Genomic DNA, 19,252 nt, shown 5'->3' with positions numbered 1-19,252 from the left:
CTGCCGCCAATCTTTGCAACAGAGCCCTCGAAACCATCGTCACGCTTACCGACGATGCGGTGCTGATGTTCGACCGCCTGCTGGGTCAGATGTTTCGGCGCGAGCAGAACGGTGCAGACACAGCGCTCAAGCGCGACCGGCGCACCATCAATGGTAAAATCCGGCTACTCGCCCGGCTCGGCGATGCCCTGCTCACTGCCAAAGTGTCGGGCGGCGACATCGGCGCCGCGGTCGAGGCCGTAGTTGGATGGGACGATCTCGGCCGTGAAGTCGATGAAGCCCGCAAGCTGATCCGCCCCGATGCCGTCGATCCCGTTACGATCGCCGCTACCAACTACCCCGTCCTCCGACAGGTCGGTCCCTTGTTCATCGCCTCGTTCACGTTCGGAGCGGTCCCGGCCTGCCATACGCTCGCGCGAGCAGTCGCTATCATGCGCGACCTTCATCTCGGTCGCCTGAAAAAACTGCCGCCGGATACGCCGGTTGCCTTCATTCGGCAGGCCTGGCGTCGCGCGATCGGCCCCGGCATTCCCGATCGCAGAGTTTATGAATTTTGCGTCCTGGTCGAGCTTCGGGACAGGCTTCGTGCCGGCGACATGTGGGTCGAGGGAAGCAGACGCTATCGTGCCGTCGAGCAACAGCTTATTCCTGGCCCGGTATTCGCCACCATGCGGGCAGCCGGCCCTTTGCCGATTCCGGCACCTGATACGGCCGATGCCTGGCTAGCCGAACGGCGTACCCGGCTCGCCCGTAGATTGGCAGAGGTCGAGCGAAAAGCGGAGACGGATACGCTGGAAGACGTACAACTCAGCCTCGGCAAGCTGCGGATTTCGCCGTTGAAGGCGGTCACGCCGGCTGAAGCGGATAGCGCCCTTGCGCCGCTTTACGCCCATCTTCCCGCGATCCGCATCACCGATCTCCTTGCTGAAGTCGATCGATGGACCGGATTCAGCCAGTGCTTTACGCATCTGCAAAGCGGTCGGGTTGCCGATGAACCCCGCGCTATCCTCACGGCGGTGCTCGCCGATGCAACCAATCTTGGTCATACGCGCATGGCTGAAGCCTGCAATCTCGTGACCCAACGCCAACTCAGCTGGCTCGCCTCGTGGCATTTACGCGAGGAAACCTACGGTCGGGCTCTCGCCAGGTTGGTCGATGCCCAGCACACCGCGCCACTCGCCGCCCTGTTTGGGGCCGGGACATCGTCCAGTTCGGATGGTCAGAACTTCCCGCTCGATCGCCGTGCCCAGGCGACCGGTGCGGTCAATCCGCACAAGGGCGCGGAGCCTGCCGTCTCCTTCTACAGCCATGTCTCGGATCGCTACGCGCCGTTTCATTCCACCGTCATCTCCGCATCCGCGAGCGAGGCGGCGCAGGTGCTGGACGGGCTGCTCCATCACGGTGCTGATCTGCACATCGAGGAGCATCACGTCGATGGTGGGGGCATTTCCGACCATGTATTTGCGCTATGCCATCTACTCGGATTCCGGTTTGCGCCGCGCATACCGAATATCTCCGCGCGCCGGCTTTACCTGTTTGACGGCATCGAACCCGGCCCCGATATTGCGCCGCTCCTCGCGGGCAAGGTCGATGAGGGCCTGATCGCTGCCCATTGGGACGACGTGCTGCGCTTGGGCACCTCGATCCGCACCGGCGTCGTGAGTGCGTCAATCATGCTGGAACGGCTTGGCTCCTATCCCCGCGCCAATGGCCTGGCCTTGGCACTGCGCGAGATCGGCCGCGTCGAGCGCACCCTGTTCACGCTCGATTGGATCGAACAACCCGAACAGCGGCGTCGCGCGACCCGCGAACTCAACAAGGGTGAGGCCGAAAATGCGCTGAAACGCGCCATCTTTTTCCACCGGATCGGCCGTATCCGCGATCACGCATTGCAAGCCCAGACCCATCGAGCGAGCGCACTCAACCTCGTCGCCGGTGCTATCGTCCTCTGGAATACGACCTACATGCAAGCCGCCCGCATGCATCTTGCCAGTCTAGGCCGGTCGATCCCGCCGGACCTGCTGCAACACCTTTCGCCGCTCGGATGGCAGCACATCAACCTCACCGGCGATTATCTTTGGACCGACCCCGATGCGCCATCGCCGGCCCTCAGGCCGCTTCGCCAGATGCACGCCGTCGAAGGCCCGGCGAAACCTTAGCGTATATCTGGGTCCGTTCTATGTACCGCCCCCGAAGCGGCGCGCGATCGTGGTGACGTGGAGGGGCAAGAGGATCTAGGCCGGGAGCCGTTGGGCAAGGTGCCGTTGTCGGCGGTGGCGATGGAGCGCAAGGGCATGCCCACCGAGCGCGGCGACGAACAGCGCGGGGTACAGGCGCGCAACCGGGAGCGGCGCGAGCTGACCCAGCAGCTTCGCGACCTTAGCGCCCGAATCGCGGAAACCATGCGCGGCATCGGCGACAAGGCAAAGGATATGGCGCAGGGTCTGCGCGACCGTCTGGGCGCGGCGTGGGGGCGTCAGGAGCAGGACGCCGATCGCGGCGCGGCCGAACGGATCGCGGAGGCGACGGCGCAGCGCGTGGATCGCGACAAGGACACCCCGGAGCCGGGAAGCGCCGCCGAGCGCATTGCATCGCGTATGGGTGGCAAAGGCGCCGGGTCGGACCATGATCAGGCCGAGTGCGATCGGGAGCGCACCAGAGACAGAGACCGGGACAGGGGCCGCGAACGATGAGCGATGACAGCGACGATCCGGTGATGGCGCTGCTGGCGACCCAGCGGGCGGTGCTGGCGGCGGTGGAGAATTTGGCGGGTCAGGTCGAGACAATGCAGGGCAAGGTGGATGCCATGGGCAAGACGCTGGCCCAGTTCGTCGCCGGCACTGCCGGCGCATCGGGCGGCGGCGTCGGTCGCGTGCTGACCTTGGGCGACAGGTTCAGGGAAGCAACGGCCGAGCAGGCGGCGCGCGACCCGGAGCTACGTAACCGTCCGATTGTTACCGCGGCTTATGGGCCTTGAAGCGCGCGGCGAGCTCGGGATCGTCGATAAAGTCATCGAGGAATTGGTGCCAGGCCTTGGTCGTGAGACGTGCTTGGCTAAGCATGTCCGTCAGTTCTTCCACGCCGTGATCCGTCAGCGCGGTGATGGACTCGTCCAGACCGGTGTGGACGCTGACGATGGCGCCGTAGGTGAGGTTGTCGTCGTTTGAAACGATGGCTTCCAGCAACTCCACGTTCTCGTCGAGTATCTTGGCGACATAGTCGAGGGTGAGCAAGGAAGTGACGGCGGCCATCAGGCGGCCAGTGCTAGCGGGATGGTGAGCGGCACCCAGTTCCAGGGTAACAGCTCGTCGATCCTGTTGATCTTGTGATCGTGGATGCGATTGAGCAAGTCGGTGATGTATGCTTGTGGATCGAGACCGTTCATTTTGGCGCTTTCGATCAGCGTCATGGCGCGGGCGAGGGTTTCGGCGCCTGTTTCGGAGCCGGCGAATAACCAGTTCTTCTTGCCCAGGCATATGGGCCGGACAGCCCGCTCGGCAGCGTTGTTGTCGATGGCGACGCGTCCATCGTCGATAAAGAGGCTGAAGGCGTGCCAGCGCCCCAGGGCGTAGCGAAAGGCCTTCGCCAGGTCTCCCTTGGTCGAGATACGGGTGAGTTGCTTCTCGGCCCAGCTATGCAGAGCCTCAAGCTTGGGTCGGCTCAACTCCTGGCGTATTGCCTGGCGGATATCGGCAGGCTTGCCCGCGATCTTGCGCTCAATGTCGTAGAGTTGCCCGATACGCTCGAGCGCCTCGTGTGCGATCTCGGATTTTTGCGACGTCCAGATGTCATGAAAATCGCGTCGCCAATGCGCAAAGCAGGCCGCTTCCCGGAAGCGAGGCTCACCATCCGCGACGGGTTCGTAGAGCTTAGCATAGCCTTTGTAGGCGTCGGCTTGAAGAATACCGCTTGCGCTGCCCAAGTGCGCCAGCACGTGCTCGGCTTTCCAGTTGGGCGCATAGCGGTAGAGGACGCCAGGCGGCGCGGTGCCGGCCCAAGGCCGCTGATCACAGACATAGCCCCAGATCCGGCCTTGCATCACACCCTTGCCGATACCCTTGGCGCGTCGTTCCGGAGCCAGCACGCGGATCGGTGTATCGTCGGCGTGCAGGATGTCGCTGCCCAGGACCGAGGCCTCGATCCGGTCGATCACCGGCTGCAGGATCCGCATCGAGCGACCACACCAATCGGCCAGCGTGCTGCGTGGGATGTCGGCACCCATGCGCGCGATGATCTCGTTCTGCCGGTACAGCGGCAAATGGTCGTCAAACTTCGAGATCAGCACGTAAGCCAGGAGACTTCCTCCGGCCATGCTACCGGGGATCGGTCGGCTCGGGGCTGGCACCTGGACCATCTTCTCGCAGCAACGGCAGGACTTCTTCGGGCGGACGACTTCGATGACCTGGAGCTTTGCCGTGATCATCTCGAGGATCTCGCTCACGTCTTCGCCGACGAGACGCAGCTCGCCGCCGCACTCCGGACAGGTGCTGCCGGGGTCAAGTTCGTGGCGTTGGCGCGGCGTATCCGCCGAGACGCGTGGGCGCCGAGATGGACGCGGCCCAGGGGTGGTCTCGGCAGACGCGACCGCCGCTTGCGCCTCGGAATCGTCCAGGCCACTTGTCACGAGGCCCTGTTGCGCGACCGAAACAAGCACGTCTTCGAGAGCGAACTCGAGTTGCTCGATCTCGCGTTCGATCTTCTCGGAGGATTTGCCGAAAGCCTGCTTCCTGAGCCTGGCGATCTGCAAACGCAGTGCCTGGACGACCAGGTCATGGGCGCGCAGCGTCGTCGTCAGCTTCTTGTTCTGGGCCTGCAACTGGGCGATCAGCGCCTTGAGAAGGGCCGGGTCTTCGGGAAGATCGGATGCCGCGTTGAGCATGGCTTTTTATACAGGAAATCGGCCGCAAAGCCTAGCAGAACAGCCGCTTTTGCAGAAGAAAAGTTACCCCGCGCGTGTAGGCGGCGCACCCCAGTTCGGACGCCTCCAGTCGATCCCTTCCCACAGCATCGCGAGTTGGGCCGATGTCAGTCGCGCCGCCCCGTCAGCCGCAGAGGGCCAGGGAAAACGGCCGCGCTCCAGGATCTTGTAATAGAGGCAAAATCCCTGACCATCCCAGTAAAGCAGCTTCAGCCTGTCGCCGCGCCGTCCCCGAAAGGCGAATACGGCACCACTGGCCGGCTTCTGTCGCAGCACGGTCTGGGCCAGCATTGCAAGACCCGAAATCCCTTTGCGCATGTCAGTGACGCCGCAGGCGAGATAGACCCTTACGCCGGTGCCCGGTCCGATCATGCAGCTTCCACCGACCGGATAAGCTGGGTCAAGGCAGTAGCCTCGATGCCGGCATCGAAGCGCAGCCGCCGTCCTTGCGCCAGACACAGCTCGACGATCAAGGGCGAGACCACCACCCGGTCATCGAGCACGGGCTCCGCGCTCAGCATGGGCGCCCCGATATCAACCGGCAAAAAGGTCGGCCCGTCCGCCGCAGGCAGCAACCCTCGCTTCCTGAACAGATGGCGCCATTGATAGATCTGGCTTCGCGACACATCGTAGCGCCGCGCGACGCGCGCCAACGTCTCTCCGTTCATTCCCACAGCGGCGACGATCTCGAGCTTCTCCGCGTTGCTCCACCGACGACGCCGTTCCCGGCCCAATATCTCCACCGCCGTCCCTCGCTTTGGCTCAGGACGTCCATAACGACGTCCTTATGGACGTCTCTTACGCGCTCACATCACAGCAAGGCAGGCGGCCTCAACCGGTCGGTTACGGAGCTACGGGCGGCACAGGGAAATTACATGGTGGCCCGTGCGATCGCCAACGGACTGAATAAAGGCGATCCCGAAGGCGCGGCGCGGGATGCGGCGCACGCGCGCGAGTGGATTGCGGATCAGCTAGATAAGGGCCGGGTGTTTGAGCCGGGCAAGGTGCGGGACGGTGAGAAGGGCGCGGTGGCGGTGGTCGAGCCGATCCACGAAGAGATGTTTCCGGGGCGTGTTAGGGCGCAGCGTCAGCCTGATCGGGAGCGGTAGTGCCCTGCCCGTAAAGGGTGAGGATGATCGACGGCATCAGCGCAGGGGGTAGTCCCTCGTCCAGCATCATCGCGAACATGGCTTCCTCGTCGTCCGACAGGATCATGCCTTCAATGGCAAGGTTAGCGCGGGATTCCGCCATATCCTCGTGCCATTGCGCCACTTCGTCAGGCGTGCCGTGCAGGTAGTCCATTGCTTGGACGTGTGTGCGTAGGTTTGCCAGATCAATCGTCATCACTGTATTTCTAAGGTAAATAAATTCGTGTTGCTACGAGAAAGAAGTATGGGGCGGCCTGCATAGCTTGTGCTCTGTAAAATTGCAGACATTTGGTTTGGCCAGTGCAACCAAGTGTTGGGAGCATTATTATTATATTGTCGAGAATTATCATGTGTTACTATAAAAGGTATGCTGCCAAGTTGCTGTCCCTGTATAGTAACATCGAAAAACACCTGTGCTTCTTCAACGGGTTTATTATTAAAGCTCCCAGCTTGCCATGCGCAGCCATTAAAAAATGTCTGTCGAAACCAAGTCTGAAAATTCCCGTTCGCCAGATTTCCTGATGTGAGGCGAAGGTAAGGGACAATACCACCAGTTGTCTGCTGCTGTGCATCAGTTGTAGAAAGGTTTTTGCTCCAACTCACCATAAGTAAAAATGCCTTTCAAAAATTATAATTCAAAATTCAATAGCATGTCTGACTTCTACTAATGCTCGGAGAGCATCATATATAGTTTCTCTCGGAACTTTGATTCCAAAATTCTTAATAACGGCGTCATCTAAATTATGCCTGTCTGATTGATCTAATTCATCAGACACTTCAAGAATTTTGCGTTTTTTGACAGTTTTGAAAGCTGCAATAATTTCGCTGCGCTGAACCTTAGTTAGTTTTTCGGGATCAAGCATGTGTAAGTTAGCTTCGATCCTGTCCTTATTTAGGTCGAGAGCGCCTAAGCCACGACCGAAGCCTATGCCCTCGATCATAAGTAGCCCAATCGTACAATTTAGGAGCGCGTGAGCCAGATCGACGTTGACGTTAGCATGGGCGTTCATGCCCATAAGCCGCTGATTGACGAATGACGCTGGATTTACGCGGCCTACGTAGAGACGCTTGCCATAAGCAAGCGGGATGACGAGCTCGGCGACGCGATCGGCCCGCATTTCATACCACTGATGCCCTGCCTTCGCCAAAACATCAGGCAGTGGATCACCCGTTCCGTTTCGCACGGTCTTGAAGCGCTTGATCCAGTCTAGCGCTCCTGTGTGGCCAAGCTTTCTCAGCTGACTTTCGGAAAGGCTACAACAAAATGCCTCCCCATCGGCCTTGGCCTCGTAAGTCTCAATTTTGGTCGAGGATTTCAGGACGGGTTCGATGTAATCCGCCTCGATCCCATGGCCTTTGGCGGGATAAAACAGCTTATCCCAGCCCCGCCTCTCACCGCGCCGGATAGTGAATAAGGTTCGCACTGGCACTAAGGGGCAGTCCAGGAGCCAGTCCACGTCTACAAATTGGGCAGACCCTGCCAAGCCATATGGTCGGGCCTTGATGAGCTGATCGTGGCTCACCGAACGGATGGACATTACATCCTCTTGAGCGCTGCCGATTTCAATCTGAGCGGCAACGCTATCGACATGTGCATCGTCGGCTAGAAGATCGACGGGCTGCTTGAGGATAACGAACTTTGTGTCTGATCGACTCTCATCGTCAGCGGCACGCTTTTCCAACACCAGGACGTTCGTAACCACATCGCTGTTAGAGAACCAGCGACCAGCGCCGGAGGTGATAACCGCACGAAGATGGTAAAAGGCGATCAGCCGATCATAAAACGCTTGGCCCCAAGCTGTACCGAGCCATGCGTTGGGGATGATAATAACGACACGGCCCCGCGCTTTTAGCAGATCGTAAAAGACGAATGGGAGATATGCCGATACGTCAGATCGACCGGGCAAACCTTCCCCGTCCTTTTCGAGCAGAGTATTAACTGATGCCGTTGCGTCGCCATAGGCGCGCCTGCCGTCCTGGGCAACGAACGGGAGATTGCTTGCTATGCAGGCGAAGCTACCAACTGTTTCTTTAATCAGGCTTCCGTCGTTAGGGTCGCGGAACTCGATCCCCAGCGTAGGCCGAAGCTTAAATGCGTCGAGCGCAAACACCCGTAGCGGCTGACGGGCTAGCGTTGGCGTAGAAAGCGAGAATGTCGCGAGTTGGACGGCTTGGCGGTCAATGTCCGATGCGCAAATCTGGCTTGCGGCCTCCGCTCCAGAGATACCCCCTGCGAGCTTTGCGTCTAGCGCTGCTCGGATGATGGTTCCGCTACCGCAGCATGGGTCTAATACACGATCGGCTAGGTCGTTGATTCCTAGTCGCACCACTAATTTCGCTAGGGGGGCGGGTGTAGTATACTGCCCGCGCAGTTTGCGATCGCCGACAGAGGCGGCCGCTTCTAGAATTGTAGAAATCTGTGTTTGATCGACCGAGCCGAGCCGCAGATCAGACAGCAGCCGGTTGAACTGGCACAACTGCTCCCATGACTGAGAAGGCAGGACGCTGAGGCCTAGGGTATCGCAGAATACGGTCCAAAAGTTGCACTGGTTAGAGATGTCTTGAAAGACGCCAAGGGCGTCGCTCGGGGACATTTCGGTAGAGATGGTTGCGACAGGACCGGCCCGATCATCCCTTTCACGTAGTACATGAGCAAATAGAAATTTCCCGGTCCAATTCATCAGGTTGGCACGGGCAAGCGCGGCAAATCGGTTGTCACCATCATATTCATTCTGGTGCCGATCCCACCACAGTGTGACCTCGGCTCGAAACGTGCCATCCTTTTTGGCCGCAGCTTCTAGCGCCTCTGCTACCAGCCCCTCATTAGCAAGGATCAGGTTGGAAGGGCCGCCACTTCGGTAGGCATCAATGAACTGGCGGCCTTCAAGGCTGCCATCCGCGAACAGCGCATTCATTGTTTGCAGGATTTCAGCACCAAGGGTTTCCCAGCGCGTGCGGGCGGCGCGCACGGCCGACCGGGTCACGATATCGCGCAGATCGGTCCATTCGGTGTGAAGAACAAACTCGTCGGCATCACGGTCGAGTGCATACAAACGTGCGTAACGGACATTCCAAAGCACAAAGCTATCAAGACCCAACATGCGAGCTTTAAGCTCAGCGTTGTCGAAGAAATCTTGATCAGCAATGTCCGTGTCTGGAAGCTTAAGTTCCCATCCTTGGAGAATCCGAGCTGTGTCACGATCGCCAAAAAGCAATACATCTGGAAAAAGGCTGCCGGAAAGATCAGTAATAGTCTGCTCGCCACTCACATCGCGAACAGTTCTAACCTCATTATGAGCGATCCCTTTTAAATAACCGATTAGGTCAATAGCCCATGACCGCTCATTATAAACTGCGACAGCCATTAACGAAACGTGCCTAGCAATGCTGGCCCAATAATATCATCCACGTCGATAAGACCACGTCGTTTAGCAGGCGTAGCGCGGCTAGCAGGCTCAATATCCTTCAACGATGGAGCCGCACCATCTTTCATCAATCTTTTCGCCTCCGCCAAGCGCATCGCAGCAACCTCCATGTAGTCTATTGGATCACTTTTAAACTTGTGGACGTGCTCGTTCTTCTCAATTCCAATATAATCTCGACCTTCAAGGAGAGCCGAGACTAGAAAGCTGCCACTTCCAAATGCGTTATCGAGAACCAGATCGCCAGGCGCCGTAAACATTCTGATGAGGTAGCGCCCTAGCGCAACTGGTTTTTGAGTAGGATGCCAAACAACACCGCCAGACTCACTTTCTGCAGTTTTACAGTATAGAGAATCTGTAGGAAAACGTGCTCCATCACTTTTAACCTGAACTGGGCGAAAATCTCCATAACTGCCAGTATATTGATCTTTGCGAGTACCCTTATTGTATGGATCAGAGTACCACATAACTGGCCTATAATCTGGCTGCTGTTTATAAAAAACGCATATGTCTTCGTGCTGACGTAAAGGCTGCTTTCGTGCATTCAAGAAATTTGTAGGCTTACTTTTAATCCAAACAAATTTATACTTAAACCAGCTTTCTTTGCTTAACATGAGGCGTGCGGTGAATAAACCTTGCGAGCTAAGAACAATAACTCCCTTAGGTTTAACAATACGCTCATAGTGAGCCCATAATTCATCAAGCGGAATTAAACTATCCCACTTATTTTGTGTTGTTCCGTAAGGTAGGTCGCAGAGAACCATATCGACAGAAGAGCTGTCGATTTTGGAAAGCAACTTTAAACAATCGCCTTCATGTAACGTGTTACGCTTTAAGGTCATGAATATTCAGCTTCCCGCGCGCAGCAGAGGAATGTCGCGATCGAGGTAATTAATCAGCGCCTTACGAACCACCCAGGCCAAAGACACGTCGTTACTAGAAGCGCAGGCATCAAGCGCCTGATAAACATCATGGGGAATGCTGATCGAGAGGCGCTTGGTGTCTGAATGATGGCTCTCATCAGCTCTCTTATAAGCCATACCGACCTCTGCATTGCACCATATTGCACCGAAGTGGTGCAATGCATCTAAGCCATGGACAGCTGCTTTTGGCAAGAGAGATATTAGAACAAAAAGAGATCAAACAACCTAATTCCTTGGTCTGATGCATAATTCACAATTTGTGCATCAGATCGAGAATGGCGGAAATCTGCGCCTCTCCCTGATGCAAAAATCTGATGCACAGATAGTGCCCATAATAGTGGGCGAAGCCACCGTTGGGCAAACTAATCTTGCGGCTCTGCCGCAGTGGCTCCGCTGCGCAGTCGGTTTTCCCGTGTTGCCAGTTCTTCAAACCGACACAGCGGCACAGCCTCGGAAAGCTGACGGTAGAATTGAACATGAAACCGGACGGGTCCAAGCGGCACAACATGATGGAGGATCGTAGGCTCCACCAAACCTGGTCTGCTCTCAGGCGTCAGTATAAGTTCGGCACCCACTCGGCGTGGATCGGTTACGCAATAGCGCAATCGGCCTTCCGCCACCTGTATGAGCCCCCATACCCCTGGCTTCGTACAATGATCCTTACGAAGGCCCGCTGGAATCGAAACCTCTGTAAACACGTCAGTCTGACGATATGGCTCCAAGCCTTCGGGAAGTTCGGCAGCGGCCTCTGATGGCATGATTTCCGATGTCACGCCGCCTCAGTGTAGAGCATGGTTTCACGTGCCTTCAGAACGTCAGCAAGGAACCAATACGCCTCGCCCCATGCATTCAGCACGGTATCATCAACCGCATCCCCAAGAACGTCCTTGATCGCCGGGAGCAAGGCGTTCGCAACGGCAGGGTAATGCTCTGGCTTAATGTGCGTCGCGACGTGGCGCGCAGCGATGCGTTCGATCGCGGGTTTCAACGCCTCAAGCTTGTCGGCGTTCTGTGCGAAGGCAAGGATGGCAGCCGCAAGCCGCTTAGGCTGCTCGCCAGATTCTTGAGCCGCCATATCGAATAGGGCTTTGATTTCAGGATCGACAAACAGCCGTTCGTACATGCGCGTCGTGATTTCCACGCCATGAACCTGCAGGATCGGCGCAGTGGATTTGACGATGGCGATAGTCTGTTCAGAAAGCGGCGTGGTCATGGGCAATTCCATATAAACATGCTGATGGAATGCATCTATACTCCTGCTCTAAAAAGATGCAATGCACCTGCATGTTTAAGGTCAAGATTTGAGATGCGCCTGACCGCGCATACCGACTACGCGCTACGCATTTTGCTCCATGCAGCACTAGCTGCTCGGGATGGAGACGGGCTGTTGGGGGTCGCGCAAGTGGCTGCCGACCATGCTATTTCACGCAATAATGCGATGAAGGTAGTAAATGTGCTTTCCAACGCTGGTCTACTCCAGACCGTGCGCGGGCGCAGCGGAGGATTTCGTCTCGGGCGTTCAGCCGAAACTATCACGCTTGGTGAAGTGGTGAGACTTACCGAGCCATGTCTGAATCTTGCCGATTGCGAAAACTGCATCCTGCGCGGCAGCTGTGGTCTAAGAGGTATGCTTAACAAAGCTATGGGCGTATTTCTCGCTGAGTTGGACCAACAAACTCTTGCGCAGGCTGCCGCTGGCTCACGGCTCCCTGCAGCGATCCAGTTCTCGAACGTACCCCGCGCCAGCACCACTTTAGTCTACAACTAATTTCCCAGATATCGTGCTAAACATATTCAAGCCAATCCTTGCAGGCGCGACCTTGCCAGATCGATTGATCGCAAGTTTGGGTGCTGCGATTGCCATCGCTCTTACCATCGTAGTTTGTGCTGGCCTTCCTCTTTCTGCTATGGATTTGCCGATCATTGTCGCACCCCTTGGTGCTTCAGCGGTACTGGTATTTGCCGTGCCTTCCAGCCCTCTAGCCCAGCCTTGGGCCGTGGTCGGCGGCAACACCATTTCAACCTTGATTGGCGTATGGGCGTTCAATCTGTTTCCAGACATCACACTTGCCGCTGGCGTCGCGGTGGGCGGCGCGATTCTGGTGATGTCGCTACTACGCTGCCTACATCCTCCGGGAGGCGCGGCTGCGCTTACTGCAGTAATTGGCAGCCAAGGCATTCACGCAGCAGGATATAGCTTCGCTTTCGCGCCGGTAGCGATCAATTCCATAGCACTTGTGTCGATAGCTATGTTCTTTCATCGTATGACCACACATAGCTATCCGCACGTACCAGCCCTCACGCCGGAGCCTCGCGTTCCACGAGCTTTTCATTCATCCGATATCGATGCGGCACTGGAAGATATGCATGAAAGCTTCGATATCAGTCGTGAAGATATCGAAGTGCTGCTGGCACATGTCGAACGACATGCTCTAATGAAATCCCAGCGTCGGTAAATCCGTCAACTTCTCGATAATTTATGGCATTGTGGTTGCCCATTTCGTTGATGCAAAAGTTTTGATTTTTGCATCAAAAGCGACCGGGATGGCAAAGATCGACCTGAACGAAAGACCGTTTTTGGATCCCCCCATTTGTGACTCGAGCGTCCGCTAAGAGCCTGATCCGAAATTAAGTTGAGTGGTATCAGCGGGTTAGCTTGACGCCATCCCAAGTCGTTGATTCAGGGGTTTTTGCGAAAACTTCCGGAGACCAACGATGTGGACCGATACCACTCGGGCGCAGTATGCCCGTGCGGCACTGGCTTTGCCAAGCGATTTGACCGATGACGAATGGGCGCTCTTGGAACCGTTCTTCCCGCCAGCATCGCATGTGGGGCGCCCGCGCAAGTGGCCGATGCGGCGGATTGTCGAGGGGATCCTGTACCTGCTGCGCGGGGGTCTGCCGTGGCGGATGCTTCCGCCGTGTTTTCCGCCGGTCTCCACGGTGCGGCGCTGGTTCTACCTGTGGCGCGACAATGGGCTGTGGCTCTCGCTCAACCATGCCCTGCTGCTGATCGGGCGCGAGGCGGCAGGCCGCGAGGCCTCGCCCAGCGCCGGGGTGATCGACAGCCAGAGCGTCAAAACCACGGAAAGCGGCGGACCTCGTGGCTATGACGCAGGCAAGAAGACCAAGGGCCGCAAACGCCATATCCTGACCGATACCGACGGCAATCTCGTCCATGCCGTAGTCCACACTGCCGACATCCAGGACCGTGACGGTGCGCCGCTGGTGCTCGCTGAGATCATCAAGGGCTCTGTTGCAAAGATTGGCGGCAGTCAGAGGTAGGCTGTCGCTCTGCGCCGATCAGGCGGCTGCTGCGAAATGGTGGTTGAGCATGCCCATGGCCTCCGTCAGCGCCGAGGGCCCAATGCCAAAAGCTCTCTCCACAAGGCGCACCTCGCCCCTGATGCCGGGCTGCAGGCACCAGGGGCGAGCCTGTCCTTTGCGCAGGGCTCGCATGACTTCGAATCCCTTGATCGTGGCATAGGCCGTGGGGATCGATTTGAAACCGCGCACCGGCTTGATCAGTATCTTGAGCTTTCCGTGATCGGCCTCGATCACGTTATTGAGATACTTCACCTGCCGGTGGGCCGTCTCCCGGTCCAGCTTTCCTTCGCGCTTCAATTCGGTGATCGCTGCACCATAGCTCGGCGCTTTGTCGGTATTGAGCGTGGCAGGCTTTTCCCAGTGCTTCAGGCCTCGCAGGGCCTTGCCCAGGAACCGCTTCGCTGCCTTGGCGCTGCGGGTCGGCGACAGGTAGAAATCGATCGTGTCGCCCCGCTTGTCGACTGCCCGGTACAGGTAGGTCCACTTGCCCCGCACCTTGACGTAGGTTTCATCCAGGCGCCAGCTCGGATCAAAGCCACGCCGCCAGAACCAGCGCAGCCGCTTCTCCATCTCCGGGGCGTAGCACTGGACCCAGCGATAGATCGTCGTATGGTCGACCGAAATGCCGCGTTCCGCCAGCATTTCCTCAAGGTCGCGATAGCTGATCGGATAGCGACAATACCAGCGCACCGCCCACAGGATCACATCACCCTGGAAATGGCGCCACTTGAAATCCGTCATCGTTCCGTCCGTCCAATCTCCGCCAAGCATGCTCAAGCTTCACGATTTTTGCAACAGAGCCCATCAGCATATGGCAGTGGAAGGCCCAGTCGCCCAGCGCATCGGCGGTCAGGTCGAAGCTGATCTTGCCGCCCGGCAGCACGTTGACCGTATGTTTGCGCGGGTTGTGGGTCGCATCCTCGCCGGTGATGAGCTGGAAGAAATGGCCGTGGATGTGGATGGGGTGCGGCATCATCGTATCGTTGATGAGCGTGACGCGCACCCGTTCCATATGACGGAAAGCGATCGGCTCCGCGCCATCGGACAGCTTCACCCCGTCGAACGACCACATATAGCGTTCCATGTTCGCGGTCAGGTGGATGTCGAGCGACCGGGTCGGCGCGCGCGTATCCTGGTTCGGTTCGAGCGCACGCAGGTCGGCATAGGTCAGCACGCGATGATCGACATCCTCCAATCCTGTGGGCCGGTCAGCGGTGCGATCGGCAGGCATGGAGGACAGGGTCGCAACGCCCGGTCCCATCGGTACGTCGGGCGCGACCGAGGGGTCGAGCATCTTCATGCTGTGCCCGGCCATGCTTTCATTGGCCGGTTGGGACAGGTCGATGACGCCCCCCTGCCCCATGTCCATGCCGGACATGTCCATCCCCATATCCTTCATCGTGAGCAACGGGCGCGCGCGCAGCGGCGGGATGGCCGCGACCATGCCAATTTGCGGCGCGAGCGTCGCGCGGACGAGGCCAGAGCGGTCGATAGCTTCGGCGATCAAAGCATAGGCGGTGGCGTCAGTGGGTTGGACGATCACGTCATAGGTTTCAGCAATGCCGATCTGAAACTCGTCGGTTTCGACCGGCTGGACATGCTGGCCATCGCACTGCACCACGGTCATCGCCAGGCCGGGCAGGCGAACGTTGAAATTGGTCATGGCCGAGGCATTGATGATGCGCAGGCGAACGCGCTCGCCGGGCGTGAACAGCCCGGTCCAGTTTTCCGCCGTGCCATGGCCGTTGACGAGGAAGCTGTAGGTGGAGCCGGTGACGTCCGAAATATCCGTCGGGTCCATCCGCATCGCACCCCATTCGACGCGCTCCTTCAAGGACTGGTTCTTGCCCTTGAGCAGATCGGCCAGCGTCTGCTTCTGCATATTATAATAGCCGCCCATCTGCTTGAGCCGCTTGAGCTGAACATGCGGGTGGACCGGCGACCAGTCGGACAGGACGATCACATGTTCTCGGCTAGCCTGCACTGGATCGGCGCCGGCGGGATCGATGACGATGGGGCCATAATGGCCCATCGCCTCCTGCATCCCTGAATGGCTGTGATACCAATAGGTGCCCGATTGCCGGATCGGAAATTCATAGTGGAAGGTTTCGCCGGGGCGGATGCCGGGGAAGCTGACGCCGGGCACGCCGTCCATCTGAAAAGGGAGGATCAGGCCGTGCCAGTGGATCGACGTGTCTTCCTTCAACTTGTTAGTGACGGAGAGGCGGACATTCTGGCCTTCACGCAAGCGGATCAGCGGCGCGGGCAGCGTGCCGTTGATGGTGATCGCATGGGCCGAGCCGCCGCCGGTCGAAAAATGGCTGTCAGCCACGGTGAGCGCGATCGTCTCGCCCGACAGAACGCCCGGCGCGGGGGCCAGGCCATGGGTACCGCTTTGCGCCCAGGCGGGGAAGGCGTTGGCGAAGCTGAGGGCGGCAGCACCCTTGAACAGGGTGCGGCGGTCGAGGGTCAAATGCGTCATGCCCCTTCATACGCGGGGCGCGGCATCATCCCTCAAAAATTTGGCGCAGTAATGCATTAAAATCCTCCGCTGGCAGGGGCGGTGGATGGCGTAGCCATGCGGAGGGGTGTCGCGTTATCGAGAGGGTGACACCCCTCCACCGGCTTCGCCGGTCCCCCTCCCCCGCAGGGGGAGGATTGTCTGAGGCGCGCCTCTTGTCCCTATTCCCCAAGTGCGGCCGACAATTTTGCACGGGCGCGGTAGAGGCGGGTTTCTACGGCTTTTTCGCTCAAGCCCAAAAGCGCGGCGGTGTCCGCCTGGCTCAGTGCCTCGATCGTGCGGAGCAGCAGGACGTCCTTGAGCGATGCGGGCAGGGCGGCGATGGCGGCGTTGATGCGGATGAGTTCGCGCTGCGACTGTGCCGCCTGTTCCGGGTCCGGCGCAGCGTCGGCGATCTCGCCCGCTTCGTCGATGGGGAGGGCAAAGGCGAAGAAGCGCCGCACCGCGCGGCGACGGCCCCAGTCGCGACATTTGTTGAGCGTGATCCGCGCGATCCAGGTACGGAAAGGGCGCGCGCCATCATAGCGGGCGAGCGCGGCGAAGGCAGCGACGAACACCTCCTGCGTAATGTCGAGCGCTTCGTCCGCATCGCCGACATGGCTGCGGGCAAGCCGCCAGACCGCATCGCGATGGCGCTGCATCAACGCGGCATAGGCGTCCTGATGCCCGGCCAGCGCGCGCGCCGCCAGTGCCCGGTCATCAAGGTCGACGGGCGGCGATGTCACCGGGCGGGCTGGGTCAGCGCCTTGACGACGGCGGCGTCGAACTGCGCGGCCTGATCAGGACGCAAGACGGCGCGCATGGCGAAGATATGCTGGAGCGTCTCCTTTTGCAGCGCGCCCATCACATGGTGGGTCTGGTCGACGGCCGCTGCGACCTTTGGCCCATAGCCCTGTTCAGCGGCGATCGCGGCGGCGAGCCGTTCATTGTCGGCACGCATTTCCGCCTCCAGCGCTTCGCGACGCTTGGCAAAGGCGGCTTCGAGTTCGTGGATACGCTGTTCCTGCGCCGCGTCGAGCGTCAACCGCTGGTGCAGCAGGGCGTGGACTTCGCTTTCGACGCGCGGTTGCGGCGCGAGCCAGGTGCGCGCGACCAGCACGGCCGCGAGCGCTGCAGCAAAAGCCACCAGCGCGACCAGCAGATAGCGTTTGAGGCTCATTGGCCGAGCAGGCGCGAGGGGGCATAATCCGACATGCCGATCGGCGCAGGCGCAGCCTGCGCCGGTGCGCCCGGCACGATGCTGCCCGCCCAGCCGATGCCGATGGCGAGGAAGCCTGCCAGCATCAGGCTGCGCCGTGCCGCGCCTTGCTCCCGGCGGCGGGCAACGCCCTGCATCACCGCATCGTCCAGGCCCTCAAGCCGGGCATCGGTCGGCATGGCGCGCACTTGGCCCAGCCATTGATCGAGATCATTCATCGCACATACTCCATCCTCATCGCACCATACGCGCGGCGCGCGCCAATCCCTCACGATGCAGAGGCGAGAAAAAATCATGCACCCTGGGCGAGGGGTGGGGCAAGTCCATGCGTAATGTTGCGTAGAGCTTGTCGCGATCGCGGTGGAAATCACTCCCGGCGTTCGCTTCGAGCGCAGTCGAGAAGCGGCCAGCGTCGCCCTTGCGTTTCTCGACTACGCTCGAAACGAACGGACGTTGTTTCTATTCCGACCCGGCCCATTCGAACACCATCCAAGGAGTATAGTCCATGTCCCGTTTCCTGATCGCCGCCGCGGCCCTGTCGCTCGCCATCCTGCCGGGTGCGGCGCTGGCGCATAGCAAGCTGGTATCGTCCAGCCCCGCGGCCAATGCGACCGTGGCCAAGCCGACCAAGCTGACGCTGACCTTTTCGGAAAAATTCCTGGCGCCGATGAGCGGCGTGGACCTGGTAATGACCGGGATGCCGGGCATGGCCGATCACCCGCCGATGCCGATCAAGGGGTTCAAGACCGCGCTCGCGCCCGACGGCAAGACCATGGTCGTCACCCTGCCCCGCGCGCTCCCCGCGGGCGACTATGACCTCAAATGGCATATTGTGGGGGCCGACCAGCATAAGATGGAAGGCGGCTACAGCTTCAAGGTCAAGTAAACCGTCATGGACGGGGGGATGCTGGTCTTTGCCCGGTTCGGCCTGATGGCCGACCTCGCCTTGCTCATGGGCCTACCGCTCTTCTGGTGGGCGATGGGCATGGCGGGGAGCCGGGTTGTGCTGGTGGCGCTGGCGTTGGGTGGCATGGCGCTGTCGGCGCTGTGGCTGCTTGCGAGCGGGGCGAGCATGACCGGCACGGCGATGTTGCCGCCCGATTGGGCGACGGCGGAGATATTGGTGACGATGACGCCGATCGGGCCGGTGCTGGCAGTGCGGGCGGCGGCGTTGCTGGCCGCGCTGGGGCTGGCCGTCGCGGGGCGCAACCGCCTGGTCCTGATCCCGGCGGCGGTGGCGGCGGCGACGATCGCCTGGACCGGCCATGCGGGCGCGACCGAGGCTATGGCGGGGACGGTCCACCGGGCCGCCGACGTCGCGCATATCTGGGCGGCTTGCGGGTGGATCGGGGCGCTGGCGGCGTTGCTCCATGCGGTGACTGTGCGGCGGCCGAATGTCGATCGGGTCGCGGTGATGCTGGCGAAGTTTGCGCTGTTGGGGACGGTGTTCGTCGCGACTTTGGTCGTGACCGGGGTGGTCAACAGCCTGATGATCGTGGGGATTGCCGACCTGCCCGCCTTGGCGGGGAGCCGCTATGGCTGGCTGCTCGGCGGAAAGCTGCTGCTGTTCGCAGGGATGCTGGGGTTGGCGGCGCTCAATCGCTGGCGGCTGACACCGGCGCTGGAGCGGGGAGACGGTGCGATCGGGGCATTGCGGCTGTCGCTGGCGGTCGAGACGGGCGCGGCCATTGCGATAATGACGCTTGTGGCCTTGCTGGGAACGCTTGATCCGATGGGCTAAAACCGCCGTTCGTGTCGAGCGAAGACGAGACATGCGCGCGCGGGCTTCTCGACT

At 59.6% G+C, this 19,252-nt stretch carries 23 protein-coding genes and 2 pseudogenes; 9 read left to right on the top strand and 16 right to left on the bottom strand.

The window, feature by feature from the left end:
• Positions 1-20: 20 nt before the first annotated feature.
• From OVY48_RS01495 to OVY48_RS01485, 3 genes and pseudogenes are all read left to right on the top strand, one after another.
• Positions 21-2,159, top strand: a pseudogene (locus OVY48_RS01495) (Tn3 family transposase); the annotation flags it as partial.
• Positions 2,160-2,249: 90 nt separating this feature from the next.
• Complete coding sequence (locus OVY48_RS01490; protein WP_313921720.1) at positions 2,250-2,693, top strand: hypothetical protein; 444 nt, start codon at positions 2,250-2,252, stop codon at positions 2,691-2,693.
• Positions 2,690-2,977 (top strand): hypothetical protein, encoded by a 288-nt coding sequence (locus OVY48_RS01485; RefSeq protein ID WP_313921719.1) that lies wholly within the window; start codon positions 2,690-2,692, stop codon positions 2,975-2,977. The genes OVY48_RS01490 and OVY48_RS01485 overlap by 4 nt, the downstream gene beginning before the upstream one ends.
• Here the strand turns inward: OVY48_RS01485 and OVY48_RS01480 are convergent.
• The 4 genes from OVY48_RS01480 to tnpA form a co-directional block, all read right to left on the bottom strand.
• Positions 2,955-3,251 carry a hypothetical protein gene (locus tag OVY48_RS01480; protein WP_313921605.1) on the bottom strand — a complete coding sequence of 99 codons (297 nt, stop codon included), beginning with the start codon at positions 3,249-3,251 and terminating at the stop codon, positions 2,955-2,957. The genes OVY48_RS01485 and OVY48_RS01480 overlap by 23 nt on opposite strands.
• Entirely contained in the window at positions 3,251-4,879 is a 1,629-nt protein-coding gene (tnpC, locus tag OVY48_RS01475) for an IS66 family transposase (protein WP_313921664.1), read from the bottom strand. Before tnpC ends, OVY48_RS01480 begins: the two co-directional genes overlap by 1 nt.
• A 63-nt stretch (positions 4,880-4,942) precedes the next feature.
• Positions 4,943-5,290, bottom strand: coding sequence for an IS66 family insertion sequence element accessory protein TnpB (gene tnpB / locus OVY48_RS01470; protein WP_096064158.1), 348 nt, complete (start codon positions 5,288-5,290; stop codon positions 4,943-4,945).
• The gene (gene tnpA, locus OVY48_RS01465) at positions 5,287-5,661 is read right to left on the bottom strand and encodes an IS66-like element accessory protein TnpA (RefSeq protein ID WP_313921603.1); all 375 of its coding nucleotides are present in this window, start codon (positions 5,659-5,661) and stop codon (positions 5,287-5,289) included. Before tnpA ends, tnpB begins: the two co-directional genes overlap by 4 nt.
• 132 nt (positions 5,662-5,793) lie before the next feature.
• Here tnpA and OVY48_RS01460 point away from each other — a divergent pair, with 132 nt between their 5' ends.
• Entirely contained in the window at positions 5,794-6,027 is a 234-nt protein-coding gene (locus OVY48_RS01460; protein ID WP_313921718.1) for a hypothetical protein, read from the top strand.
• On the opposite strand, the gene OVY48_RS01455 is transcribed toward OVY48_RS01460, so the two are convergent.
• The 7 genes from OVY48_RS01455 to OVY48_RS01425 form a co-directional block, all read right to left on the bottom strand.
• Entirely contained in the window at positions 5,993-6,262 is a 270-nt protein-coding gene (locus OVY48_RS01455) for a hypothetical protein (RefSeq protein ID WP_409592772.1), read from the bottom strand. The genes OVY48_RS01460 and OVY48_RS01455 overlap by 35 nt on opposite strands.
• Positions 6,262-6,672: a hypothetical protein gene (locus OVY48_RS01450; RefSeq protein WP_313921716.1), complete on the bottom strand. Its 411-nt coding sequence runs from the start codon at positions 6,670-6,672 to the stop codon at positions 6,262-6,264. Before OVY48_RS01450 ends, OVY48_RS01455 begins: the two co-directional genes overlap by 1 nt.
• A gap of 29 nt (positions 6,673-6,701) precedes the next feature.
• Positions 6,702-9,431, bottom strand: coding sequence for an N-6 DNA methylase (locus OVY48_RS01445; protein WP_313921715.1), 2,730 nt, complete (start codon positions 9,429-9,431; stop codon positions 6,702-6,704).
• On the bottom strand, positions 9,431-10,330 hold the full coding sequence (locus OVY48_RS01440) for a site-specific DNA-methyltransferase (protein ID WP_313921714.1): 900 nt from the start codon (positions 10,328-10,330) through the stop codon (positions 9,431-9,433). The genes OVY48_RS01445 and OVY48_RS01440 overlap by 1 nt, the downstream gene beginning before the upstream one ends.
• A gap of 6 nt (positions 10,331-10,336) precedes the next feature.
• Positions 10,337-10,528 (bottom strand): CopG family transcriptional regulator, encoded by a 192-nt coding sequence (locus tag OVY48_RS01435; protein ID WP_313921713.1) that lies wholly within the window; start codon positions 10,526-10,528, stop codon positions 10,337-10,339.
• A gap of 245 nt (positions 10,529-10,773) precedes the next feature.
• Positions 10,774-11,169 (bottom strand): DUF1971 domain-containing protein, encoded by a 396-nt coding sequence (locus tag OVY48_RS01430; RefSeq protein ID WP_119749373.1) that lies wholly within the window; start codon positions 11,167-11,169, stop codon positions 10,774-10,776.
• 11 nt (positions 11,170-11,180) lie between these two features.
• Positions 11,181-11,624 (bottom strand): globin domain-containing protein, encoded by a 444-nt coding sequence (locus OVY48_RS01425; protein WP_037479448.1) that lies wholly within the window; start codon positions 11,622-11,624, stop codon positions 11,181-11,183.
• Positions 11,625-11,717: 93 nt separating this feature from the next.
• Between OVY48_RS01425 and OVY48_RS01420 the strand changes: the two genes are divergently transcribed.
• From OVY48_RS01420 to OVY48_RS01410, 3 genes and pseudogenes are all read left to right on the top strand, one after another.
• Complete coding sequence (locus OVY48_RS01420; RefSeq protein ID WP_313921712.1) at positions 11,718-12,179, top strand: Rrf2 family transcriptional regulator; 462 nt, start codon at positions 11,718-11,720, stop codon at positions 12,177-12,179.
• A gap of 52 nt (positions 12,180-12,231) precedes the next feature.
• Positions 12,232-12,867, top strand: a complete 636-nt coding sequence (locus OVY48_RS01415) for an HPP family protein (protein ID WP_262504176.1) — start codon at positions 12,232-12,234, stop codon at positions 12,865-12,867.
• A 259-nt stretch (positions 12,868-13,126) separates the two neighbouring features.
• A pseudogene (locus tag OVY48_RS01410) lies at positions 13,127-13,657 on the top strand (IS5 family transposase); the annotation flags it as partial.
• A gap of 57 nt (positions 13,658-13,714) precedes the next feature.
• Here the strand turns inward: OVY48_RS01410 and OVY48_RS01405 are convergent.
• The 5 genes from OVY48_RS01405 to OVY48_RS01385 all read right to left on the bottom strand — a co-directional run bounded on the left by OVY48_RS01405 (position 13,715) and on the right by OVY48_RS01385 (position 17,675).
• Complete coding sequence (locus OVY48_RS01405; RefSeq protein WP_001389365.1) at positions 13,715-14,479, bottom strand: IS6-like element IS6100 family transposase; 765 nt, start codon at positions 14,477-14,479, stop codon at positions 13,715-13,717.
• Positions 14,445-16,220 carry a copper resistance system multicopper oxidase gene (locus tag OVY48_RS01400; RefSeq protein ID WP_313921711.1) on the bottom strand — a complete coding sequence of 592 codons (1,776 nt, stop codon included), beginning with the start codon at positions 16,218-16,220 and terminating at the stop codon, positions 14,445-14,447. Before OVY48_RS01400 ends, OVY48_RS01405 begins: the two co-directional genes overlap by 35 nt.
• 200 nt (positions 16,221-16,420) lie before the next feature.
• Positions 16,421-16,984, bottom strand: coding sequence for a sigma-70 family RNA polymerase sigma factor (locus tag OVY48_RS01395; protein WP_313921710.1), 564 nt, complete (start codon positions 16,982-16,984; stop codon positions 16,421-16,423).
• Positions 16,981-17,418, bottom strand: a complete 438-nt coding sequence (locus OVY48_RS01390) for a periplasmic heavy metal sensor (RefSeq protein WP_043149301.1) — start codon at positions 17,416-17,418, stop codon at positions 16,981-16,983. The genes OVY48_RS01395 and OVY48_RS01390 overlap by 4 nt, the downstream gene beginning before the upstream one ends.
• Positions 17,415-17,675 carry a hypothetical protein gene (locus OVY48_RS01385; protein ID WP_313921709.1) on the bottom strand — a complete coding sequence of 87 codons (261 nt, stop codon included), beginning with the start codon at positions 17,673-17,675 and terminating at the stop codon, positions 17,415-17,417. Before OVY48_RS01385 ends, OVY48_RS01390 begins: the two co-directional genes overlap by 4 nt.
• Before the next feature lie 287 nt (positions 17,676-17,962).
• Here OVY48_RS01385 and copC point away from each other — a divergent pair, with 287 nt between their 5' ends.
• A complete protein-coding gene (copC, locus tag OVY48_RS01380; protein WP_313921708.1) occupies positions 17,963-18,343 on the top strand; it encodes a copper homeostasis periplasmic binding protein CopC in 381 nt (126 codons plus the stop codon).
• 6 nt (positions 18,344-18,349) lie between these two features.
• Positions 18,350-19,198: a copper homeostasis membrane protein CopD gene (gene copD, locus OVY48_RS01375; RefSeq protein ID WP_313921707.1), complete on the top strand. Its 849-nt coding sequence runs from the start codon at positions 18,350-18,352 to the stop codon at positions 19,196-19,198.
• Positions 19,199-19,252: the final 54 nt, after the last annotated feature.

The sequence above is a fragment of the Sphingobium sp. SA2 genome, from assembly GCF_032227065.1.
Classification (GTDB): domain Bacteria; phylum Pseudomonadota; class Alphaproteobacteria; order Sphingomonadales; family Sphingomonadaceae; genus Sphingobium.
The sequence above is the reverse complement of the archived record's forward strand: the minus strand, read 5'-3'. Positions and strand labels throughout refer to the sequence as shown.

Coding starts and splice junctions, on each gene's coding strand:
- OVY48_RS01485 (WP_313921719.1), top strand. CDS start 2,690: ATGAGCGATGACAGCGACGATCCGGTGATGGCGCTGCTGGCGACCCAG.
- OVY48_RS01480 (WP_313921605.1), bottom strand. CDS start 3,251: ATGGCCGCCGTCACTTCCTTGCTCACCCTCGACTATGTCGCCAAGATA.
- tnpC (WP_313921664.1), bottom strand. CDS start 4,879: ATGCTCAACGCGGCATCCGATCTTCCCGAAGACCCGGCCCTTCTCAAG.
- tnpB (WP_096064158.1), bottom strand. CDS start 5,290: ATGATCGGACCGGGCACCGGCGTAAGGGTCTATCTCGCCTGCGGCGTC.
- OVY48_RS01460 (WP_313921718.1), top strand. CDS start 5,794: ATGGTGGCCCGTGCGATCGCCAACGGACTGAATAAAGGCGATCCCGAA.
- OVY48_RS01455 (WP_409592772.1), bottom strand. CDS start 6,262: ATGACGATTGATCTGGCAAACCTACGCACACACGTCCAAGCAATGGAC.
- OVY48_RS01450 (WP_313921716.1), bottom strand. CDS start 6,672: ATGGTGAGTTGGAGCAAAAACCTTTCTACAACTGATGCACAGCAGCAG.
- OVY48_RS01445 (WP_313921715.1), bottom strand. CDS start 9,431: ATGGCTGTCGCAGTTTATAATGAGCGGTCATGGGCTATTGACCTAATC.
- OVY48_RS01440 (WP_313921714.1), bottom strand. CDS start 10,330: ATGACCTTAAAGCGTAACACGTTACATGAAGGCGATTGTTTAAAGTTG.
- OVY48_RS01435 (WP_313921713.1), bottom strand. CDS start 10,528: ATGGCTTATAAGAGAGCTGATGAGAGCCATCATTCAGACACCAAGCGC.
- OVY48_RS01430 (WP_119749373.1), bottom strand. CDS start 11,169: ATGCCATCAGAGGCCGCTGCCGAACTTCCCGAAGGCTTGGAGCCATAT.
- OVY48_RS01425 (WP_037479448.1), bottom strand. CDS start 11,624: ATGACCACGCCGCTTTCTGAACAGACTATCGCCATCGTCAAATCCACT.
- OVY48_RS01420 (WP_313921712.1), top strand. CDS start 11,718: ATGCGCCTGACCGCGCATACCGACTACGCGCTACGCATTTTGCTCCAT.
- OVY48_RS01405 (WP_001389365.1), bottom strand. CDS start 14,479: ATGACGGATTTCAAGTGGCGCCATTTCCAGGGTGATGTGATCCTGTGG.
- OVY48_RS01400 (WP_313921711.1), bottom strand. CDS start 16,220: ATGACGCATTTGACCCTCGACCGCCGCACCCTGTTCAAGGGTGCTGCC.
- OVY48_RS01390 (WP_043149301.1), bottom strand. CDS start 17,418: ATGAGCCTCAAACGCTATCTGCTGGTCGCGCTGGTGGCTTTTGCTGCA.
- OVY48_RS01385 (WP_313921709.1), bottom strand. CDS start 17,675: ATGAATGATCTCGATCAATGGCTGGGCCAAGTGCGCGCCATGCCGACC.
- copC (WP_313921708.1), top strand. CDS start 17,963: ATGTCCCGTTTCCTGATCGCCGCCGCGGCCCTGTCGCTCGCCATCCTG.
- copD (WP_313921707.1), top strand. CDS start 18,350: ATGGACGGGGGGATGCTGGTCTTTGCCCGGTTCGGCCTGATGGCCGAC.